Here is a 16,002-nt window from a genome sequence, read left to right on the forward strand (position 1 = left end):
TCCGCCTGCGGCGGGCTGCTTTCTTCCCCAGCCCCGCCCCCTTCCCGAAACTGGGGCTCCGCCCCAGACCCCGCAACACGCTTCGCGCGTTGTCCTCAAACTCCCCCAGCTACCGCTGGGAGGTGCCCCCAACGGGCTGAGTTCGCTGGTCACCGTCCGCACCATCCAGCCCGTCCGGCGCTTGAGGACGCGCCCGCAGGGCGCTCCCGCCGCAGGCGGCAACGGACCGGTGGCCGGGGGGCTGGGGCACGCGCCCCAGTTTCGGGAAGGGGCGGGGCTGGGGAACAAGCCCGCCGCAGCCGACAACGCACCCGCACCCCAAGCCGCGCCCACCCACCCCCTCACCCCCGCGGCAGCACCAACCCCCACGCCCCCTCCCGCGCCGACCACGTCCGCGTGCGCACCGGCCCCGTGTGGACGTTGTCCGCGCGGTAGTGGAACGAGGGCCCCGAGATCGAGACCCGTTCGGCCAGGGCCGACACAGGAGCGTCCGCGGCGGCGTACGTGTGGACGGTCACCTCCGCATGACCGTCCACCGCGCGGACCGCGACCCGCGCCACCGGGTCGTCCAGATCGACCAGCAGCACCCCGTCCGCCTCCACCCGCAGCCGGGTGCAGGACGGCAGCTGGTGGCGGGCCGCCGGGCCCGTCAGCAGCGTCAGGGCCGAGCGCGCGGTGCGCGCCGCCGGCGACCACCACGACTGATGGTCACCGCTGCCGCTCCCGTCGGCGGCCTCAGTGACATCAGCCACGTCGGCTATGCCGTCCGCGGCCGCCGGCACGGGGGCCACGGGCGACCCGTTCAGCTCAGTGGTCTCCACCGGGTTCGGCGGCGGGTTCAGGCCACCTCCCGGGCCCGGGACCCACAGCTCGCCCAGGACCATCCCGCCGGCGTCGTCGACCAGGGCGTCCAGCCGCCGCTCGGCGCCGTCCAGCACGGCCCGGGAGGCCGCGACCGTGCCCAGCGGCACCCCCAGCGCGCGGGCCAGGGCCACGGCGGGCAGGGCCCCGACCGGGACCAGGGAAACGGGGACTTCCGGCAGGTCACGGCGCTGGTGCAGCAGCTGGACGACACGCAGCAGCGCCCGGTCGTCGCCGATGACGACGGGCCGTCTGCGGCCCCTGCGGGCCAGGGCGCGCTCGACGTCCTGCGGCCCCTCGGGAAAACAGATTTTGGCCACCGCGCCGCCGCATAGGACATCCCTCGCGATCCGTACGGACTCGCCGTCAACGCGGCGGGCGACCGGGTCGATGACCACGAGCAGAGGCTGCTCGGTGGAGTCTGGAGCCGACACCTCGGTCCTTCCTCAGGTAATCTCTCGGTGCAAGAGCCCCTGTCGCTGTTGCGCCAGGGGCTTCGTCTATCCGGGGCACCGGTTCGACGGCTCTAGCGGTGGTGTACGCCCTGAGCAAGCGGGTGAACACCACCACGCACGTTGGACATGCCCCGCCCGGAAGGGGTGTACGCCTGTGCCCGCACTTGTGCTGCTCGGTGCTCAGTGGGGTGACGAGGGCAAGGGAAAGGCCACCGACCTCCTCGGTGGATCCGTGGACTATGTGGTGCGCTACCAAGGTGGCAACAACGCCGGCCACACGGTGGTCGTCGGCGACCAGAAATACGCGCTGCATCTCCTCCCTTCCGGAATCCTCTCGCCGGGGTGCACCCCGGTGATCGGCAACGGAGTCGTCGTCGACCCGGCGGTCCTGCTCTCCGAGCTGAGCGGACTCAACGAGCGCGGCGTCGACACGTCGAAGCTGCTGGTCAGCGGTAACGCGCACCTGATCACGCCGTACCACACCACGGTCGACAAGGTGACGGAACGCTTCCTCGGCTCGCGGAAGATCGGCACCACGGGCCGCGGCATCGGCCCGACCTACGCCGACAAGATCAACCGCGTGGGCATCCGCGTCCAGGACCTCTACGACGAGTCGATCCTGACGCAGAAGGTCGAGGCCGCTCTCGACTTCAAGAACCAGATCCTGGCGAAGCTCTACAACCGCCGTGCCATCGAGGCCGGCGCGATCGTCGAGGAGCTGCTCACCTACGCCGAGCAGATCAAGCCGTACGTGGCCGACACGACGCTGATCCTCAACAACGCCATCGACGACGGCAAGGTCGTCCTCTTCGAGGGCGGCCAGGGCACGCTGCTCGACGTCGACCACGGCACGTACCCCTTCGTCACCTCGTCCAACCCGACCGCGGGCGGCGCCTGCACGGGTGCCGGCGTGGGCCCGACGAAGATCAGCCGCGTGATCGGCATCCTCAAGGCGTACACCACGCGCGTGGGCGCCGGCCCGTTCCCGACCGAGCTGTTCGACAAGGACGGCGAGGCGCTGCGCACCATCGGTGGCGAGCGCGGTGTGACCACCGGCCGTGACCGCCGCTGCGGCTGGTTCGACGCCGTCATCGCCCGCTACGCGACCCGCGTGAACGGTCTGACGGACTTCTTCCTCACCAAGCTCGACGTGCTCACCGGCTGGGAGCAGATCCCGGTCTGCGTCGCGTACGAGATCGACGGCAAGCGCGTCGAGGAGCTGCCCTACAGCCAGAGCGACTTCCACCACGCGAAGCCGGTCTACGAGATGCTGCCGGGCTGGTCCGAGGACATCACCAAGGCCAAGACCTTCTCCGACCTGCCGAAGAACGCGCAGGCGTACGTGAAGGCCCTGGAGGAGATGTCCGGCGCCCCGATCTCCGCGATCGGCGTCGGCCCGGGCCGCACCGAGACGATCGAGATCAACTCGTTCCTCTCGTAGGTCCTCGGCTCGTAGGTCCTCCGCGGCCGAACGCCGAACGGCCGGGCCCCGCACTGCTCACAGTGCGGGGCCCGGCCGTTTTTCATTCACCGGCGCGGAGCGCGTCAGGCGGGGACGATGTTCTCCGCCTGGGGGCCCTTCTGGCCCTGGGTGACCTCGAAGGAGACCTTCTGGCCCTCCTGGAGCTCACGGAAGCCCTGCGTCGCGATGTTCGAGTAGTGGGCGAAGACGTCGGCGCCGCCGCCGTCCTGCTCGATGAAGCCGAAGCCCTTTTCCGAGTTGAACCACTTAACGGTGCCGGTAGCCAAGACAGGTCTCCTACAAGAGAGCGGTGCCGAAATTCCGTACTGCAACTGAATATGCAAGTGCGCCCAAAGGTCACAGACCGTCAGGCGCACAGGGAAAACCGGATCCAAAACCGCAACGGAAAATGACCGTAGCACGAGCGGCGGGAACTTCGGTGAATCTCTCCGTGGCCATTTTTCGCGGCGGCCCCGCGGTCACCCGGCACTGTGTCGGCGGGCATGGCGAGCGCCATACACAGTGCCGGTACCCCGGCGGTGCCGCGCTCCCTACGCTGACGTCTCCGCGCATCCCACCGATCCGAGGTACCGACCGTGAGCACGCAGCCCGACCCCCGCCGGGGCGCCGCCGTCAAGGCCGCCGACCGCGCGCACGTCTTCCACTCCTGGTCCGCGCAGGGCCTCATCGACCCGCCGGCCGTGGCCGGGGCCGAGGGCGCGTACTTCTGGGACCACGACGGCAACCGCTACCTCGACTTCTCCTCCCAGCTGGTCAACACCAACATCGGCCACCAGCACCCCAAGGTCGTCGCCGCGATCCAGGAACAGGCGGCGAAGCTGTGCACCATCGCGCCGGGCTTCGCCGTTGACGTGCGGTCCGAGGCGGCGCGGCTGATCGCCGAGCGCACCCCCGGCGACCTCGACAAGATCTTCTTCACCAACGGCGGCGCCGAGGCCGTCGAGAACGCCGTCCGGATGGCCCGGCTGCACACCGGCCGCCCCAAGGTGCTCAGCGCCTACCGCTCGTACCACGGCGCGACAGCGGCGGCCATCAACCTCACAGGCGACCCGCGCCGCTGGCCCTCCGACACCGCCTCGGCGGGCGTCGTGCACTTCTGGGCGCCCTTCCTCTACCGCTCGCCCTTCCACGCGGAGAGCGAGGAGCAGGAGTGCGAGCGCGCGCTGCGCCACCTCGAGGACACCATCGCCTTCGAGGGCCCGCGGACGATCGCCGCGATCGTCCTGGAGACCGTGCCCGGCACCGCGGGGATCATGGTCCCGCCGCCCGGCTACCTCCCGGGCGTCCGCGAGATCTGCGACCGGCACGGCATCGTCTTCGTGCTGGACGAGGTCATGGCCGGCTTCGGGCGTACGGGCTACTGGTTCGCCGCCGACCGCTTCGGCGTCACCCCCGACCTGCTGACCTTCGCCAAGGGCGTCAACTCCGGCTATGTGCCGCTCGGCGGCGTCGCGATCTCGGCCGAGATCGCCGCCACCTTCGACCAGCGCCCCTACCCCGGCGGACTCACTTATTCCGGGCACCCGCTGGCCTGCGCCTCGGCCGTGGCGACGATCAACGCGATGGCCGAGGAAGGCATCGTGGAGAACGCCGCGCACCTCGGCGAGAACGTCCTCGGCCCCGGCCTGCGCGAGCTCGCCGAGCGCCACCCGAGCGTCGGCGAGGTCCGGGGCCTGGGCGCCTTCTGGGCGCTCGAACTCGTCAGGGACCGCGCCACCCGCGAGCCCCTGGTGCCGTACAACGCCTCCGGCGAGGCGAACGCCCCCATGGCCGCCTTCGCCGCGGCCTGCAAGAAGTCCGGTCTGTGGCCTTTTGTAAATATGAACCGCACCCACGTCGTCCCGCCGTGCACCCTCACGGAGGCGGAGGCCGAGGAGGGTCTGGCCCTCCTCGACGCCGCGCTCACGGTGGCCGACGCGCACACCGCCTGACGCGGAAGGTAGCGTTCTTCCTTCCCGCGCGCACGCCCGTACGCACCGCGACGGCCCTCGCCTATCTTGGTCGGGGGCCGTTCGCATGCGGGCGCGCGGTCACGGAAGGGGAGACGGACGACGATGCCCGGCAGCGAGGCTGTCAGACGGACGACGCTGCGCTCGCAGATCGCCGACGCCCTGCGCGACGAGGTGATAGCGGCGCGGCTCCCGGCAGGCCGCCAGTTCACGGTCAAGGAGATCGCCGAGCAGTACGGCGTCTCGGCGACCCCGGTGCGCGAGGCGCTGCTCGACCTCTGCTCGCAGGGGCTGCTCGACGTGGAGCTGCACAAGGGCTACCGCGTGCGCGAGTTCACCTACGCCGACTTCCGCGACATGGTCGAGGCCCGCGCCCTGATCGTCGAGGGGATCTTCCGGCGCTCCGCCGGGCGCGCGCTGTGCGAGGCCAGCCCGGCGGCCCTCGCGTCCGTGCGACGGCGGGCCGAGGAGGCGGGCCGGGCGGCGCTCGCGGGCGACCTCGACATCCTCATCGGCTACGACCTGCGCTTCTGGCGCGAGCTGGCCGGACTGGTGGGCAACCCCTACATATCGGACTTCCTCGACCGGGTCCGGGTGCAGAGCTGGATCTTCACGGTGCCGCTGCTGCGCCGCGTACCGTCCCTCCGCGGCCGTCTGTGGCACGGGCACGGCGAGCTCGTCGAGGCCGTGACGGCGCAGGACGCCGTGGCCGCGGAAAGCATCATTGCCGCATACAACGAACATTCCCTGGCATTGATCAGCGGGCTGACCGAATAGGGTCGAAGGCCAGGTCATGGCCACCGGTTGAGGGGATGGAATCAGGAATGAAAATATCGCGAACCCGCAACCGGAACGTGTGCGAAGGCGTCCAAATCTCGTGATGCCGCCCTCCCAGCAGCCCGCCCCGCCACCGGCCCCCGCCACCGCTTCCCGGCCCGGCACCACCGCGGTCGTCGACCTGACGGTGATCGTCCCCGCGTACGACGAGGAGGACCGCCTCGGCCCCACGCTGGAGGCGATCCGCGCCCACCTCACCGCGGAGGACACGGCCACCTGGGAGCTGATCGTCGTCGACGACGGGTCCACGGACGCCACCGCCGGCATCACCGAGGCCGCCGCCGCCACCGAACCCCGCATCCGGCTGCTGCGCACCCCCGAGAACCGCGGCAAGGGCCACGCCGTCCGCACCGGGGTGCTCGCCTCGCGCGGCCGCCGCGTCCTGATCACCGACGCCGACCTGGCCACCCCCATCGAGGAGCTCGGCCTCCTCGGCCGCAGCCTGGACGCGGGCGCCACCGCCGCCGTCGGCTCCCGCGCGCTGCCCGGCTCCCGGATAGCCGTCCGCCAGCACGCGGTGCGCGAGCTCATGGGCCGGGCCGGCTCCCGGCTGATACGGGCCGCCGCCGTGCCGGGCATACGGGACACCCAGTGCGGCTTCAAGCTCTTCGACGGCGACAAGGCCCGTACCGCCTTCGCGAGTTCCCGGCTGGACGGCTGGAGCTACGACGTCGAGCTGCTGCGCTTCTTCCACCAGCGGGGCTGGGAGGTCGACGAGGTGCCCGTCCGCTGGTCCCACCAGCCCGGTTCCAAGATCCGGCCGTCGGCGTACCCCACCGTGCTCGCCGACCTCGTGCGCCTGCGCTGGCGCGCGGCCGACCCCGTGCGCTTCGTCGTGCCCGCGCTCTTCCTGCTCGTCTCCTTCGTGCTCTACGGCGGACTGTGGGGCGGCCTCGGCCACAGCTACCTCGCCGACGCCGGCTCCGACCAGACGCAGTGGGAGTGGTTCTTCGCCGTCACCGCCGACAACGTCGCCCACCTCCACAACCCGCTCTTCACCGAGCTGCAGAACTTCCCGCTCGGTGTGAACCTCATGGCCAACACCGCCATGCTCGGGCTGTCCGTGCCGCTCGCCCCCGTGACGCTCGCCTTCGGCGCGCACGTCACCTGGGCGATCGTGCTCACCGGCGGCCTGGCCGCCACCGCCTGCTCCTGGTACTGGCTGATCGCCAGGCGCTTCGTCCGCTCCCGCTGGGCGGCCGCGCTGGGCGGCGCGTTCTGCGCCTTCGCGCCGCCGATGATCTCGCACGGCAACGCGCACCCCAACTTCCTCGTCCTGTTCATGATCCCGCTGATCGTCGACCGGATGCTGCGGCTGTGCGAGGGCACCCGGCCGACGCGGGACGCGGTGCTGCTCGGCCTGTTCCTCACCTACCAGATCTTCCTCGGCGAGGAAGCGCTGCTGCTGGCCGTGACCGGCCTCGTGCTCTTCGCCTTCGGCTACGCCGTCGCCGACCCCGACGCGGCCCGCGCCGTCTCCGGGCGCCTGCTCCGCGGCCTCTGCGTCGCCGCCGCCGTCGCCGTGCCGCTGGTCGCCTTCCCGCTGGGCTGGCAGTTCCTCGGCCCGCAGAGCTACCACAGCGTGCTGCACGGCGAGGTCGGCAACAACCCGATGGCGCTGCTGGAGTACGCCACCCGGTCGCTGGGCGGCGACGCCCGCACCGCCGCCTCGCTGTCCGTCAACAGGACTGAGGAGAACGCCTTCTTCGGCTGGCCCCTCGTCGTCCTGGCCGTCGCCCTCGTCGTACGGATGTGGCACCAGCCGCGCGTCCGCGCCCTCGGCTTCACCGCGCTCGCCGCCGCGGTGCTCTCCCTCGGCCGCGACATCCCGCTGCTCGGTACGGACAGGACGCTGCCCGGCCCCTGGCGGCTCGTCGGCAAGCTGCCGTTCTTCGAGTCGGTCATCGAGTCCCGCGTGGCGATGATCTGCGTGCCCGCCCTGGGCATCCTGCTCGCCCTCGCCTGCGACCGGCTGGCCGCGCGCAGGATGCGCAGCGAACGCGAGCGCTCGCACCGGCTGCTCGGCTGGGCGGCCCTCGCCGTGGCCCTCCTGCCGCTCGTCCCCACGCCGTACCCCACGGTCGAACGGGCGCCGGTCCCCGCGCTCGTCGCGGACGGCACGTGGCGCGAGCACGTACGCCCCGGCCGCTCGCTGGTGCCCGTCCCCGTGCCGAGCCCCTCCGACGTGGACGCGCTGCACTGGCAGGTCCGCGCCGGCCTCGGCTTCCCGTTCCCCGGCGGCTACTTCAACGGCCCCTGGGGCCCCGACCGCATCGGCATCTACGGCCCCGAGCCGCGCCCCACGTCCGAACTCCTCCGCAAGGTCCACGAAACGGGCACGCTGCCCGCCATCGGGGACCAACAGCGCCGCGAATTCCGCGCGGACCTCCGCTTCTGGAAGGCGGACGCGCTGATCCTGGACCCGGGCACGAACGGGGCGGCGCTGCGCGAGGCGGTGACGTCCCTGACGGGCCACGAGCCGGTGAAGACGGGCGGGGTATGGCTGTGGGATGTGGGGGGCGGGGCTGGGGAAAAAACAAGCCCGGCCGGCACTTGAGGCCGCAGCCCGCAGGGCGCTACGCCGCAGGCGACAGGAAACCCCCACCGGACAACGGCGAATCGCCCAGTATGACAACCGCCCCATCCGCATTACTCTGGCCCGAACCACCGGCACGCACCGCGACCGCGACCCCCAACGAGAGTGAGCTCACGTGGCCTGTGACCTCTGGCTTGTTCCGCTCGTCGATGTGCTGTGCCACAGCCCCGACAACCCCTTCGCCGAGGAGATCGCCGTCTATGACAAGGCGCTCGACGAGGCGGGACTGCCGCCCGTGCCCGTTTTCGGGTACATGCCGGGGCTCTCGGGGGACGTGGCCCCCGTCGCCGGTTTCGACTACGACGCCCTGCACTTCCTGCGCCGTGCCCACCTGCTGAACCTGTGCGGCCTCGCCGTGACCCCCGTGGACGAACTGGGCGGGGACTACGAGCAGTTGCTGGAGATGTTCGAGACGACGGCCCAGCAGTCGCACCTGGTCTGGCACTACGACCACGCGGGGGCGTACGTACCGGTGGACTTCGCGCACCCGCTGTCCAACGACGAACTCCTCGAAGGCGGCGGCCCCTTGGGTTCCAGTCAGGGCCTGCTGCGGGAACTGCACACCGTGGCACCGGCCTTGGGGATCGATCCCGCCAACCCCCCGGCCGCACCCGCCGCGCCGGAGCGGCCGACGGGGCTGGAGGAGCCCGCCGCGCCGGGCCCGCACGACGACAGCCCGTTCGCGCGGGAGCGCCACGTCTGGCTGGGGCTGCACGCGGCGGCCACCCGTAGCCTGGGCCAAGGCTCGATGATCGTCTTCAGCTAGTGGCACGGAAGAGCCCCGCGGCGGTCGGCCGCGGGGCTCTTCCGTTCTTCCGTACCAGGTCAGCGTGGTGATTCCGGCGGCCGCTGCCTCGGCATGTTCGGCCGGGTGCCCGGCGGCAGCGGGAAGCGCGGCAGCGGACCGCCGCCCTCGCCGCGCGGCCCCCACGACACCAGCGACTGCGTCACCAGCGGCGTCTGCCCCGCCCGGAACTCCACCATCCAGTCGGCCGTCTCCGCCCGTACGAGCTCCGAGACGTCCTCCGAGAAGCGCCGCAGCACCGTCAGGCAGCGCTCCGCCGCCTCACTGGCCGTCCCTTCGGTCGGGCCGAGCACCTCGCGTACGCACTCGGAGGCCCAGTCGAACTGCAGGGCCTCCAGCCGCCGTTGCACGGCCTGCGCCGTCGCCACGGCCCGCATCCAGCCCGACGTCAGCCCGAAATACCGGTCACCGGCCACACAGGCCACCGCGCCGAGCAGCGCGAGGAATCCCCAAGCGGCGCCGGTGCGGACCACGTTCGTCAACTGGAGCAGCGGAAGGGCCGCGCCCACCGTCGCGCAGACCGCGGCGCTGATGCGCAGCGCCCGTGCCCAGCGGCGTTTCCAGGCGCGGTCCGCGAGATACCAGTCGACGAGATACAGCGCGCCGTTCTCCACCCATCGGTACAGCTCATCGAGACGCTCCGCGGGCTCCCCCCAGTCACCGAGTGGGAAGGCGCGGCCACGCAGGTCGCCCCGCTGCCTCCCACCCTGCTCGCGGGGGAGCCCCTCGGGCTGCATCTCCGGCTGGCTCACCCGTGCACTCCCTCTCGCAGCTATGGATCGCGAGCCACCTTCCTACCGCCGAACGGACGGTCTTGGACACAAGATCCATGCTTTTCCGTCCGTAATTGCTGAGGAATCCGGTATAGGCGCCAAACACACTCACCCGAAAGAGTGGGTGGACAGGGCGGGGTCGCCGGACCTCCGCCGTTCCGCAGCCCCGCCGTGCCGGAGAAGTGACGTTTCCGTACGGTCGCGCACCGGCCCCGGGAGTCGATCAGTCGACGAGGCAATAGGGTGACCGGTGTGAAGGTCCTCGTCATCGGCGGCGGCGCCCGCGAACACGCCCTGTGCCGCTCACTCTCCATCGATCCCGACGTCACCGCGCTGCACTGCGCCCCCGGCAACGCCGGGATCGCCGAGGTCGCCGAGGTGCACGCGGTCGACGCCCTCGACGGCGCGGCCGTCGCCGGCCTCGCCGTGTCCCTGGGGGCGGAGCTCGTGGTCGTCGGCCCGGAGGCCCCGCTCGTCGCGGGCGTCGCCGACGCCGTCCGCGAGCGCAACATCCCCGTCTTCGGGCCGTCGGCCGAAGCGGCGCAGCTGGAGGGGTCCAAGGCGTTCGCCAAGGACGTCATGGCCGCCGCGAACGTCCCGACCGCCCGCGCCTACGTCTGCACCGGCCCCGCCGAGATCGACGCGGCCCTCGACGCCTTCGGCGCGCCCTATGTCGTCAAGGACGACGGGCTGGCCGCCGGCAAGGGCGTCGTCGTCACCTCCGACCTGGCCGCCGCCCGTGAGCACGCGCTCGCCTGCGGCCGCGTGGTCATCGAGGAGTTCCTCGACGGCCCCGAGGTCTCCCTCTTCGCCGTCACCGACGGCGAGACCGTCGTCCCGCTCCAGCCCGCCCAGGACTTCAAGCGTGCCCTCGACGGCGACGAGGGCCCGAACACCGGCGGCATGGGCGCGTACTCCCCGCTCCCGTGGGCCGACCCCAAGCTGGTCGACGAGGTCATGGAGACCGTTCTCCAGCCCACCGTCGACGAGCTGCGCCGCCGGGGCACGCCTTTCTCGGGCCTGCTCTACGCGGGGCTGGCGATCACCTCGCGCGGTGTCCGCGTGATCGAGTTCAACGCGCGCTTCGGCGACCCGGAGACGCAGGTCGTGCTCGCCCGCCTCAAGACCCCGCTCGCCGGACTGCTGCACGCCGCCGCGACCGGCACCCTCGCGACCCTCCCGCCGCTGCGCTGGAGCGACGGCGCGGCCGTCACGGTGGTTGTCGCTTCGCACAACTACCCCGGTACCACGCGCACCGGCGATGTGATCGAGGGGCTGCCGGAGGTCGCGGCGCTGGAGAACGCCTACGTCCTCCACGCGGGCACGGCCCACGACGCGGACGGCTCCGTGGTCAGCGCGGGCGGGCGCGTCCTGTCCGTGACGGCGACGGGCCCGGACCTGGCCGCGGCGCGCTCCGCCGCGTACGAGGGCGTCGGCCTGATCCGCCTGGCGGGTTCCCACCACCGCACGGACATCGCGCAGCGGGTGTCGGAGCAGCAAGCCGAGCAGTAAGGGGCGCGCCACCGGGTTCACACACCGCCCGTCTCTGGCCACCGCTTTGACCGAAGCCATTCCATCGGGTGACCAGTTGTCCAACTGGCTGACGCGCGCAGCGCCCCCAACTAGGGTGCGGCGCAAGCCAAGTGCATCCGGCAACTGGCCCACCGGCATTGCGGTGTCAGTGGCCGGTGCCACAGTGGGGGGATAGGCAACGCACTCCGCGTTGCGTCCGCTGTCGCACTCCTCGGCGGAGCCCGGACAAGGCAACAGGGGGTGATCGGTCTCGTGGCAGGTCCGGAAGCAGGCGTGCTGGTCGCACGCGCCCGAGCCCTGGCGGTGCTGCGCATCCGCAGCACCGCGCTGGCCGTCGCCCTCCTGCCGGCCGCCGCGGCCGTCGTGCTGCTGGCGGGCGTCGCCATGGGCCGCATCCCGGACGGCGGCGGCTGGAGCACGGCCCGCTGGGCCGTCGTCGGCGCGGCCGTCCTGGCCCTGGTGCTGGCGGCCGCCGTCGGCACCGTGGTCGTCCGGGCCAGGCCCGCGCTGAGCCCCACCGTCCCGATCCCCGAGGAGACGGCCCCCGACCTCTATCGGATGGTCCGCGACCTCGCCGAGCGGCTGGACGTCCCGGCGCCCTCCGCCATGGCGCTCACCCCGGACTGCGACAGCTGGCTGGAGGACCGTACGCACCCCGCGCACGGGCCCCCGCACGGCATCCCGCGCGTCTCCCGGCGTACGGGCGCCGCCCCGGTGCTGGTGATCGGCTCGCCCTTCCTGTGGTGGATGCGCGTCGCCGAGCTGCGCGCCCTGCTGGCCCCGGTCGTCGCGGGCACGGGCCCGTCCGCCCATCCCGACATAGCCGCGGCCCGCCGCTTCGTCCGGGGCCTGGACGCCGCCGTGGCCGTCGCCGCGGGGCGACCGGCCCTCGCCTTCGTCGGGGGCGTCGCCCGGCTGCTGCTGCGCTCCTGCCGGAACCACGCCACGGAGATGGAGCGCGGGGTGGCGGCGGCCGCCTCGGAGCGTGCCCAGGCCGTCGACTACGGCCTGCGGGTCGTCGCCCAGGAGCAGGTGGGCCTCGCCTACGCCGGCTGGGACCGGCTGCTGAACCGCGTCGCGCTCCCCGCCTGGCGCATGGGCCGCTGGCCCTCCCGGCTGGACGCCGGAGTCGTCTCCGCCCTCACCGAGCTCTCCCGCCGCGACCGCCTCGCCGAGGGCTTCACCTCCCGGCTGGGCGAGCGCCCCGCGTGCGATCTGCTGGAGGAGCCCGGCGCGATGGACGAGGCGGCCTCCCTGCTGGCCGCCCGCCTCTTCCACGGCGGCCCCGCCATGGCGGGGCCCGACTGGTCCCCGGTCGCCTGGAGCCAGTATCCGGAGGAGGTCGTGGACCGTAAGTGGCGGCTGGAGGCGGCCCGCCTGCACCGCTGCCTGGACGACCTCCCCGTCCCGTATCCGGATCCCGTGACCGGGCCGCCCGTCCCGGACGCCGTCCCCGCCCGTGCCGCCGGGCCGGCCGGCCTGCCTGGCCTGCCCGGCCCGGAGCTCGACGCCGCCGCGCCCACCGTCGCCCGGGTCCTGGAGCGCCTCACCGGACCGGCGGCCACCGGGGTCGCGGAGGAGCTGGAGGCGCGGCTCAGCACCGAGGTGGCCCGGGAGGCCGCCTCGGAGGAGCGCTCCGTGGACCGCGCCGCGTTCGGCTCGGCGGCCGAGCCCTGGCTCGACGGCCTCACCCCGCTGTTCCCGCTCCAGCCGCCCCGCAGCGGCCGGGAGCTGCTCACCGACCACGTGACGGCCATGGTGTGCTGCGCCGCCGTCGACACCGCCGGGGCCCGCCCCGGTCTGGACTGGCTGGACGGCCCGGCCCTGCTGGTCGGCGGCGCCCGCCGCGCCGACCTGGCGCGCACGGTCCTGAGCCTGATCGAGGACGGCGACGCCGGGCCGCTGCGCGCCTGGCTGGGCGAGGTCGGCGTGCGACCCGAGAAACCGGTCCGCCTGGTGTGAGGGCCCGTGCCGCCCCCCGGCCGCCGGTGCGACCGGCCCCCGCTCCCGGCCGCCCGGCCGGAAAAAGTGCGACAGACCGTGACGGTGCGGGTGCGCCATGTGGTGTGCTGGGGGGCGACGGGTGCGGCCGCACCGGGGCACACCGGGCCGGACGACGGAAATGCGTACGCGTCGGAAGCGCGGGGAGGGAGCGCGATGGGGACGGACCGGATCCGCCGCTGGGAGTCGGGGGCGCTCGCACACGCCGTCGCCGACCCCTTCGGCCAGGGCCCGCTGCCCTGGCTGCGTGACAGCGAGACCTACGTCGACGAGTCGGGCCGGATGCTCGCCTGGTACGCCGAGAGCCACGTCCCCGACCGGCGGCGCGCCTCCCGCGTCCCCGTGCCGCGCACCGCCGACGACGTGCGCCGGCAGATCAAGGGCTTCGCCTCCAACAGCGCCGTCGCCCCCGGCGAGGCCATGGACTTCCGCATCACGGTGGACCCGCCGCAGCCGTTCAGCGTGGACGTCTACCGCGTCGGCCACTACGCGGGCGACGGCGCCGCGAAGATCACCACCAGCCCCCGGCTGTCGGGCATCGTCCAGCCCCCGCCGCTCACCGCCGACCGCACGGTCTCCTGCCACCACTGGTGGCTGTCCTGGCGGCTCCAGATCCCCGGCTACTGGAGCCTCGGCGCCTATGTGGCCGTCCTGACCACCGCCGACGGGCACCGCAGCCACATCCCCTTCCTGGTCCGCGACAGCCGCCCCGCCGACCTGCTGCTCGTCCTGCCCGACATCACCTGGCAGGCGTACAACCTCTACCCCGAGGACGGCCGCACGGGCGCGAGCCTCTACCACGCGTGGGACGAGGAGGGGCGGCTGCTGGGCGAGAGCGGGGCGGCCACCACGGTCTCCTTCGACCGCCCCTACGCGGGCGCCGGCCTGCCGCTCCACGTGGGGCACGCCTACGACTTCATCCGCTGGGCCGAGCGCTACGGCTACGACCTCGCCTACGCCGACACCCGCGATCTCCACGCGGGCCGCGTCGACCCCTCCCGCTACCGCGGCCTGGTCTTCCCCGGCCACGACGAATACTGGTCGCCCGCCATGCGCCGCTCCGCCGAACTGGCCCGCGACTCCGGCACCTCACTGGTGTTCCTGTCCGCGAACACCATGTACTGGCAGTGCGAGCTGGCCCCCTCGCCCGCCGGCCCCGACCGCCTGCTCACCTGCCGAAAACGTCGCGGGCCCGGCCGCTCCGCCCTCTGGCGCGACGCCTCGCCCGCCGAACAGCAACTGCTGGGCATCCAGTACGGCGGCCGGGTGCCCGAGCCGTCCCCCATGGTCGTCCGCAACGCCGGCCACTGGCTGTGGGACGCCACCGGCGCCGGCGAGGGCGACGAGCTGCCGGGCCTGGTCGCGGGCGAGGCTGACCGCTATTTCCCCCGTACGGCCCTGCCGCAGCACACCCGCCGCATCCTGCTGGCCCACTCGCCGTACGAGGACGCGGAGGGCGCCGTGCGGCACCAGGAGACCTCGCTCTACCGCGCCCCCAGCGGCGCCCTGGTCTTCGCCTCCGGAACCTTCGCCTGGTCCCCGGCGCTGGACCGGCCCGGCCATGTGGACACCCGCGTCCAGCGGGCCACGGCCAACCTCCTGGATCGCATCTGCAAGCGCTGCTGACCCTCGTCGGACCGCGCGTGCGGCCGTACGGCAGAATCGTGGTGCTTGGACAAACCACCAGGAGGACGTGTGTCCGGATTCGTAGAGAAGCCCGAACCGGTCGAGGTGCCCGGCCTTGTGCACCTGCACACGGGCAAGGTCCGCGACCTCTACCGCGACGAGGCCGGCCGGCTGGTCATGGTCGCCTCCGACCGGCAGTCGGCCTACGACTGGGTGCTGCCCACCGAGATCCCCGACAAGGGCCGGGTGCTCACCCAGCTGTCCCTGTGGTGGTTCGACCGGCTCACCGACCTCGTCCCCAACCACGTCCTGTCCACCGAGCTGCCCGCCGGCGCCCCCGCCGACTGGGAGGGCCGGACGCTGATCTGCCGCTCCCTGGACATGGCCCCCGTCGAGTGCGTGGCCCGCGGCTATCTGACGGGCTCCGGCCTCGCCGAATACCGGCAGACCCGCACCGTCTGCGGGCTCGCCCTCCCCGAGGGCCTCACCGACGGCTCCGAGCTGCCGTCCCCGATCTTCACACCCGCGACGAAGGCGGAGGTCGGCGAGCACGACGAGAACGTCTCCTACGAGGAGGTCGCCCGGCAGGTCGGCGCGGAGACCGCCGCGCAGCTGCGCCAGACGACGCTCGCCGTCTACGGCCGGGCCCGCGACATCGCCCGGGACCGCGGCATCATCCTCGCCGACACGAAGTTCGAATTCGGCTTCGACAACGGCGAACTGGTCCTCGCCGACGAGGTCCTCACTCCCGACTCCTCCCGCTTCTGGCCCGCCGACGAGTGGCAGCCGGGCCGCGCCCAGCCGTCCTTCGACAAGCAGTTCGTCCGCGACTGGCTGACGTCACCGGCGTCCGCCTGGGACCGCCACGGCGAGCTGCCGCCGCCGCCACTCCCGCCGGAGGTCGTGGAGCGGACGCGGGCGAAGTACGTGGAGGCGTACGAGCGGCTGACGGGGCTGAGCTGGTCGTAGACGGCGGCTCGGCTGCGCCTGCGGCGGGTGTCGGGGTCGATGACGGTCACCTCGGTGCGCCGGCCGCCGTTCGCGCCGTAGTAGCCCGAGCGGTACGGCGTCGTGCACCACAGC

Annotated in this window: 12 protein-coding genes; 9 read left to right on the forward strand and 3 right to left on the reverse strand. The window is 72.8% G+C overall.

The genetic code is table 11. From position 1 onward, the window contains the following. Positions 1 to 341: 341 nt before the first annotated feature. Positions 342 to 1,295: a diacylglycerol kinase gene (locus tag AB0435_RS01420; protein ID WP_366001995.1), complete on the reverse strand. Its 954-nt coding sequence runs from the start codon at positions 1,293 to 1,295 to the stop codon at positions 342 to 344. A gap of 175 nt (positions 1,296 to 1,470) precedes the next feature. Here AB0435_RS01420 and AB0435_RS01425 point away from each other — a divergent pair, with 175 nt between their 5' ends. Continuing rightward, positions 1,471 to 2,757: an adenylosuccinate synthase gene (locus AB0435_RS01425; protein ID WP_366001994.1), complete on the forward strand. Its 1,287-nt coding sequence runs from the start codon at positions 1,471 to 1,473 to the stop codon at positions 2,755 to 2,757. Positions 2,758 to 2,861: 104 nt separating this feature from the next. On the opposite strand, the gene AB0435_RS01430 is transcribed toward AB0435_RS01425, so the two are convergent. Continuing rightward, positions 2,862 to 3,065, reverse strand: coding sequence for a cold-shock protein (locus AB0435_RS01430; protein ID WP_366001993.1), 204 nt, complete (start codon positions 3,063 to 3,065; stop codon positions 2,862 to 2,864). A 309-nt stretch (positions 3,066 to 3,374) separates the two neighbouring features. On the opposite strand from AB0435_RS01430, the gene AB0435_RS01435 reads away from it, so the two are divergent. From AB0435_RS01435 to AB0435_RS01450, 4 genes are all read left to right on the forward strand, one after another. Next, complete coding sequence (locus tag AB0435_RS01435) at positions 3,375 to 4,730, forward strand: aspartate aminotransferase family protein (protein WP_366001991.1); 1,356 nt, start codon at positions 3,375 to 3,377, stop codon at positions 4,728 to 4,730. Positions 4,731 to 4,853: 123 nt separating this feature from the next. Continuing rightward, entirely contained in the window at positions 4,854 to 5,525 is a 672-nt protein-coding gene (locus AB0435_RS01440) for a GntR family transcriptional regulator (protein ID WP_366001989.1), read from the forward strand. A 103-nt stretch (positions 5,526 to 5,628) separates the two neighbouring features. Continuing rightward, positions 5,629 to 8,142, forward strand: a complete 2,514-nt coding sequence (locus AB0435_RS01445; RefSeq protein ID WP_366425909.1) for a dolichyl-phosphate beta-glucosyltransferase — start codon at positions 5,629 to 5,631, stop codon at positions 8,140 to 8,142. A 154-nt stretch (positions 8,143 to 8,296) separates the two neighbouring features. After that, positions 8,297 to 8,947 carry a hypothetical protein gene (locus AB0435_RS01450; protein WP_366001986.1) on the forward strand — a complete coding sequence of 217 codons (651 nt, stop codon included), beginning with the start codon at positions 8,297 to 8,299 and terminating at the stop codon, positions 8,945 to 8,947. Between the two features lie 59 nt (positions 8,948 to 9,006). On the opposite strand, the gene AB0435_RS01455 is transcribed toward AB0435_RS01450, so the two are convergent. Beyond that, positions 9,007 to 9,738, reverse strand: coding sequence for an SLATT domain-containing protein (locus AB0435_RS01455; protein WP_366001985.1), 732 nt, complete (start codon positions 9,736 to 9,738; stop codon positions 9,007 to 9,009). A gap of 273 nt (positions 9,739 to 10,011) precedes the next feature. On the opposite strand from AB0435_RS01455, the gene purD reads away from it, so the two are divergent. The 4 genes from purD to AB0435_RS01475 all read left to right on the forward strand — a co-directional run bounded on the left by purD (position 10,012) and on the right by AB0435_RS01475 (position 15,888). After that, positions 10,012 to 11,271, forward strand: a complete 1,260-nt coding sequence (purD, locus tag AB0435_RS01460; protein WP_366425910.1) for a phosphoribosylamine--glycine ligase — start codon at positions 10,012 to 10,014, stop codon at positions 11,269 to 11,271. Between the two features lie 261 nt (positions 11,272 to 11,532). Beyond that, on the forward strand, positions 11,533 to 13,254 hold the full coding sequence (locus tag AB0435_RS01465) for a hypothetical protein (protein WP_366425899.1): 1,722 nt from the start codon (positions 11,533 to 11,535) through the stop codon (positions 13,252 to 13,254). A 195-nt stretch (positions 13,255 to 13,449) separates the two neighbouring features. Continuing rightward, positions 13,450 to 14,919, forward strand: a complete 1,470-nt coding sequence (locus AB0435_RS01470; protein ID WP_366425900.1) for a N,N-dimethylformamidase beta subunit family domain-containing protein — start codon at positions 13,450 to 13,452, stop codon at positions 14,917 to 14,919. 69 nt (positions 14,920 to 14,988) lie between these two features. Next, positions 14,989 to 15,888 carry a phosphoribosylaminoimidazolesuccinocarboxamide synthase gene (locus AB0435_RS01475; protein WP_366425901.1) on the forward strand — a complete coding sequence of 300 codons (900 nt, stop codon included), beginning with the start codon at positions 14,989 to 14,991 and terminating at the stop codon, positions 15,886 to 15,888. Positions 15,889 to 16,002 lie beyond the last annotated feature (114 nt).

This window comes from Streptomyces sp. NPDC051173, assembly GCF_040689515.1.
Taxonomy (GTDB): domain Bacteria; phylum Actinomycetota; class Actinomycetes; order Streptomycetales; family Streptomycetaceae; genus Streptomyces.

Excerpts from the sequence above, each read along its gene's own strand:
- AB0435_RS01440 (WP_366001989.1), top strand. The coding sequence starts at position 4,854 with ATGCCCGGCAGCGAGGCTGTCAGACGGACGACGCTGCGCTCGCAGATC.
- AB0435_RS01445 (WP_366425909.1), top strand. The coding sequence starts at position 5,629 with ATGCCGCCCTCCCAGCAGCCCGCCCCGCCACCGGCCCCCGCCACCGCT.
- AB0435_RS01470 (WP_366425900.1), top strand. The coding sequence starts at position 13,450 with ATGGGGACGGACCGGATCCGCCGCTGGGAGTCGGGGGCGCTCGCACAC.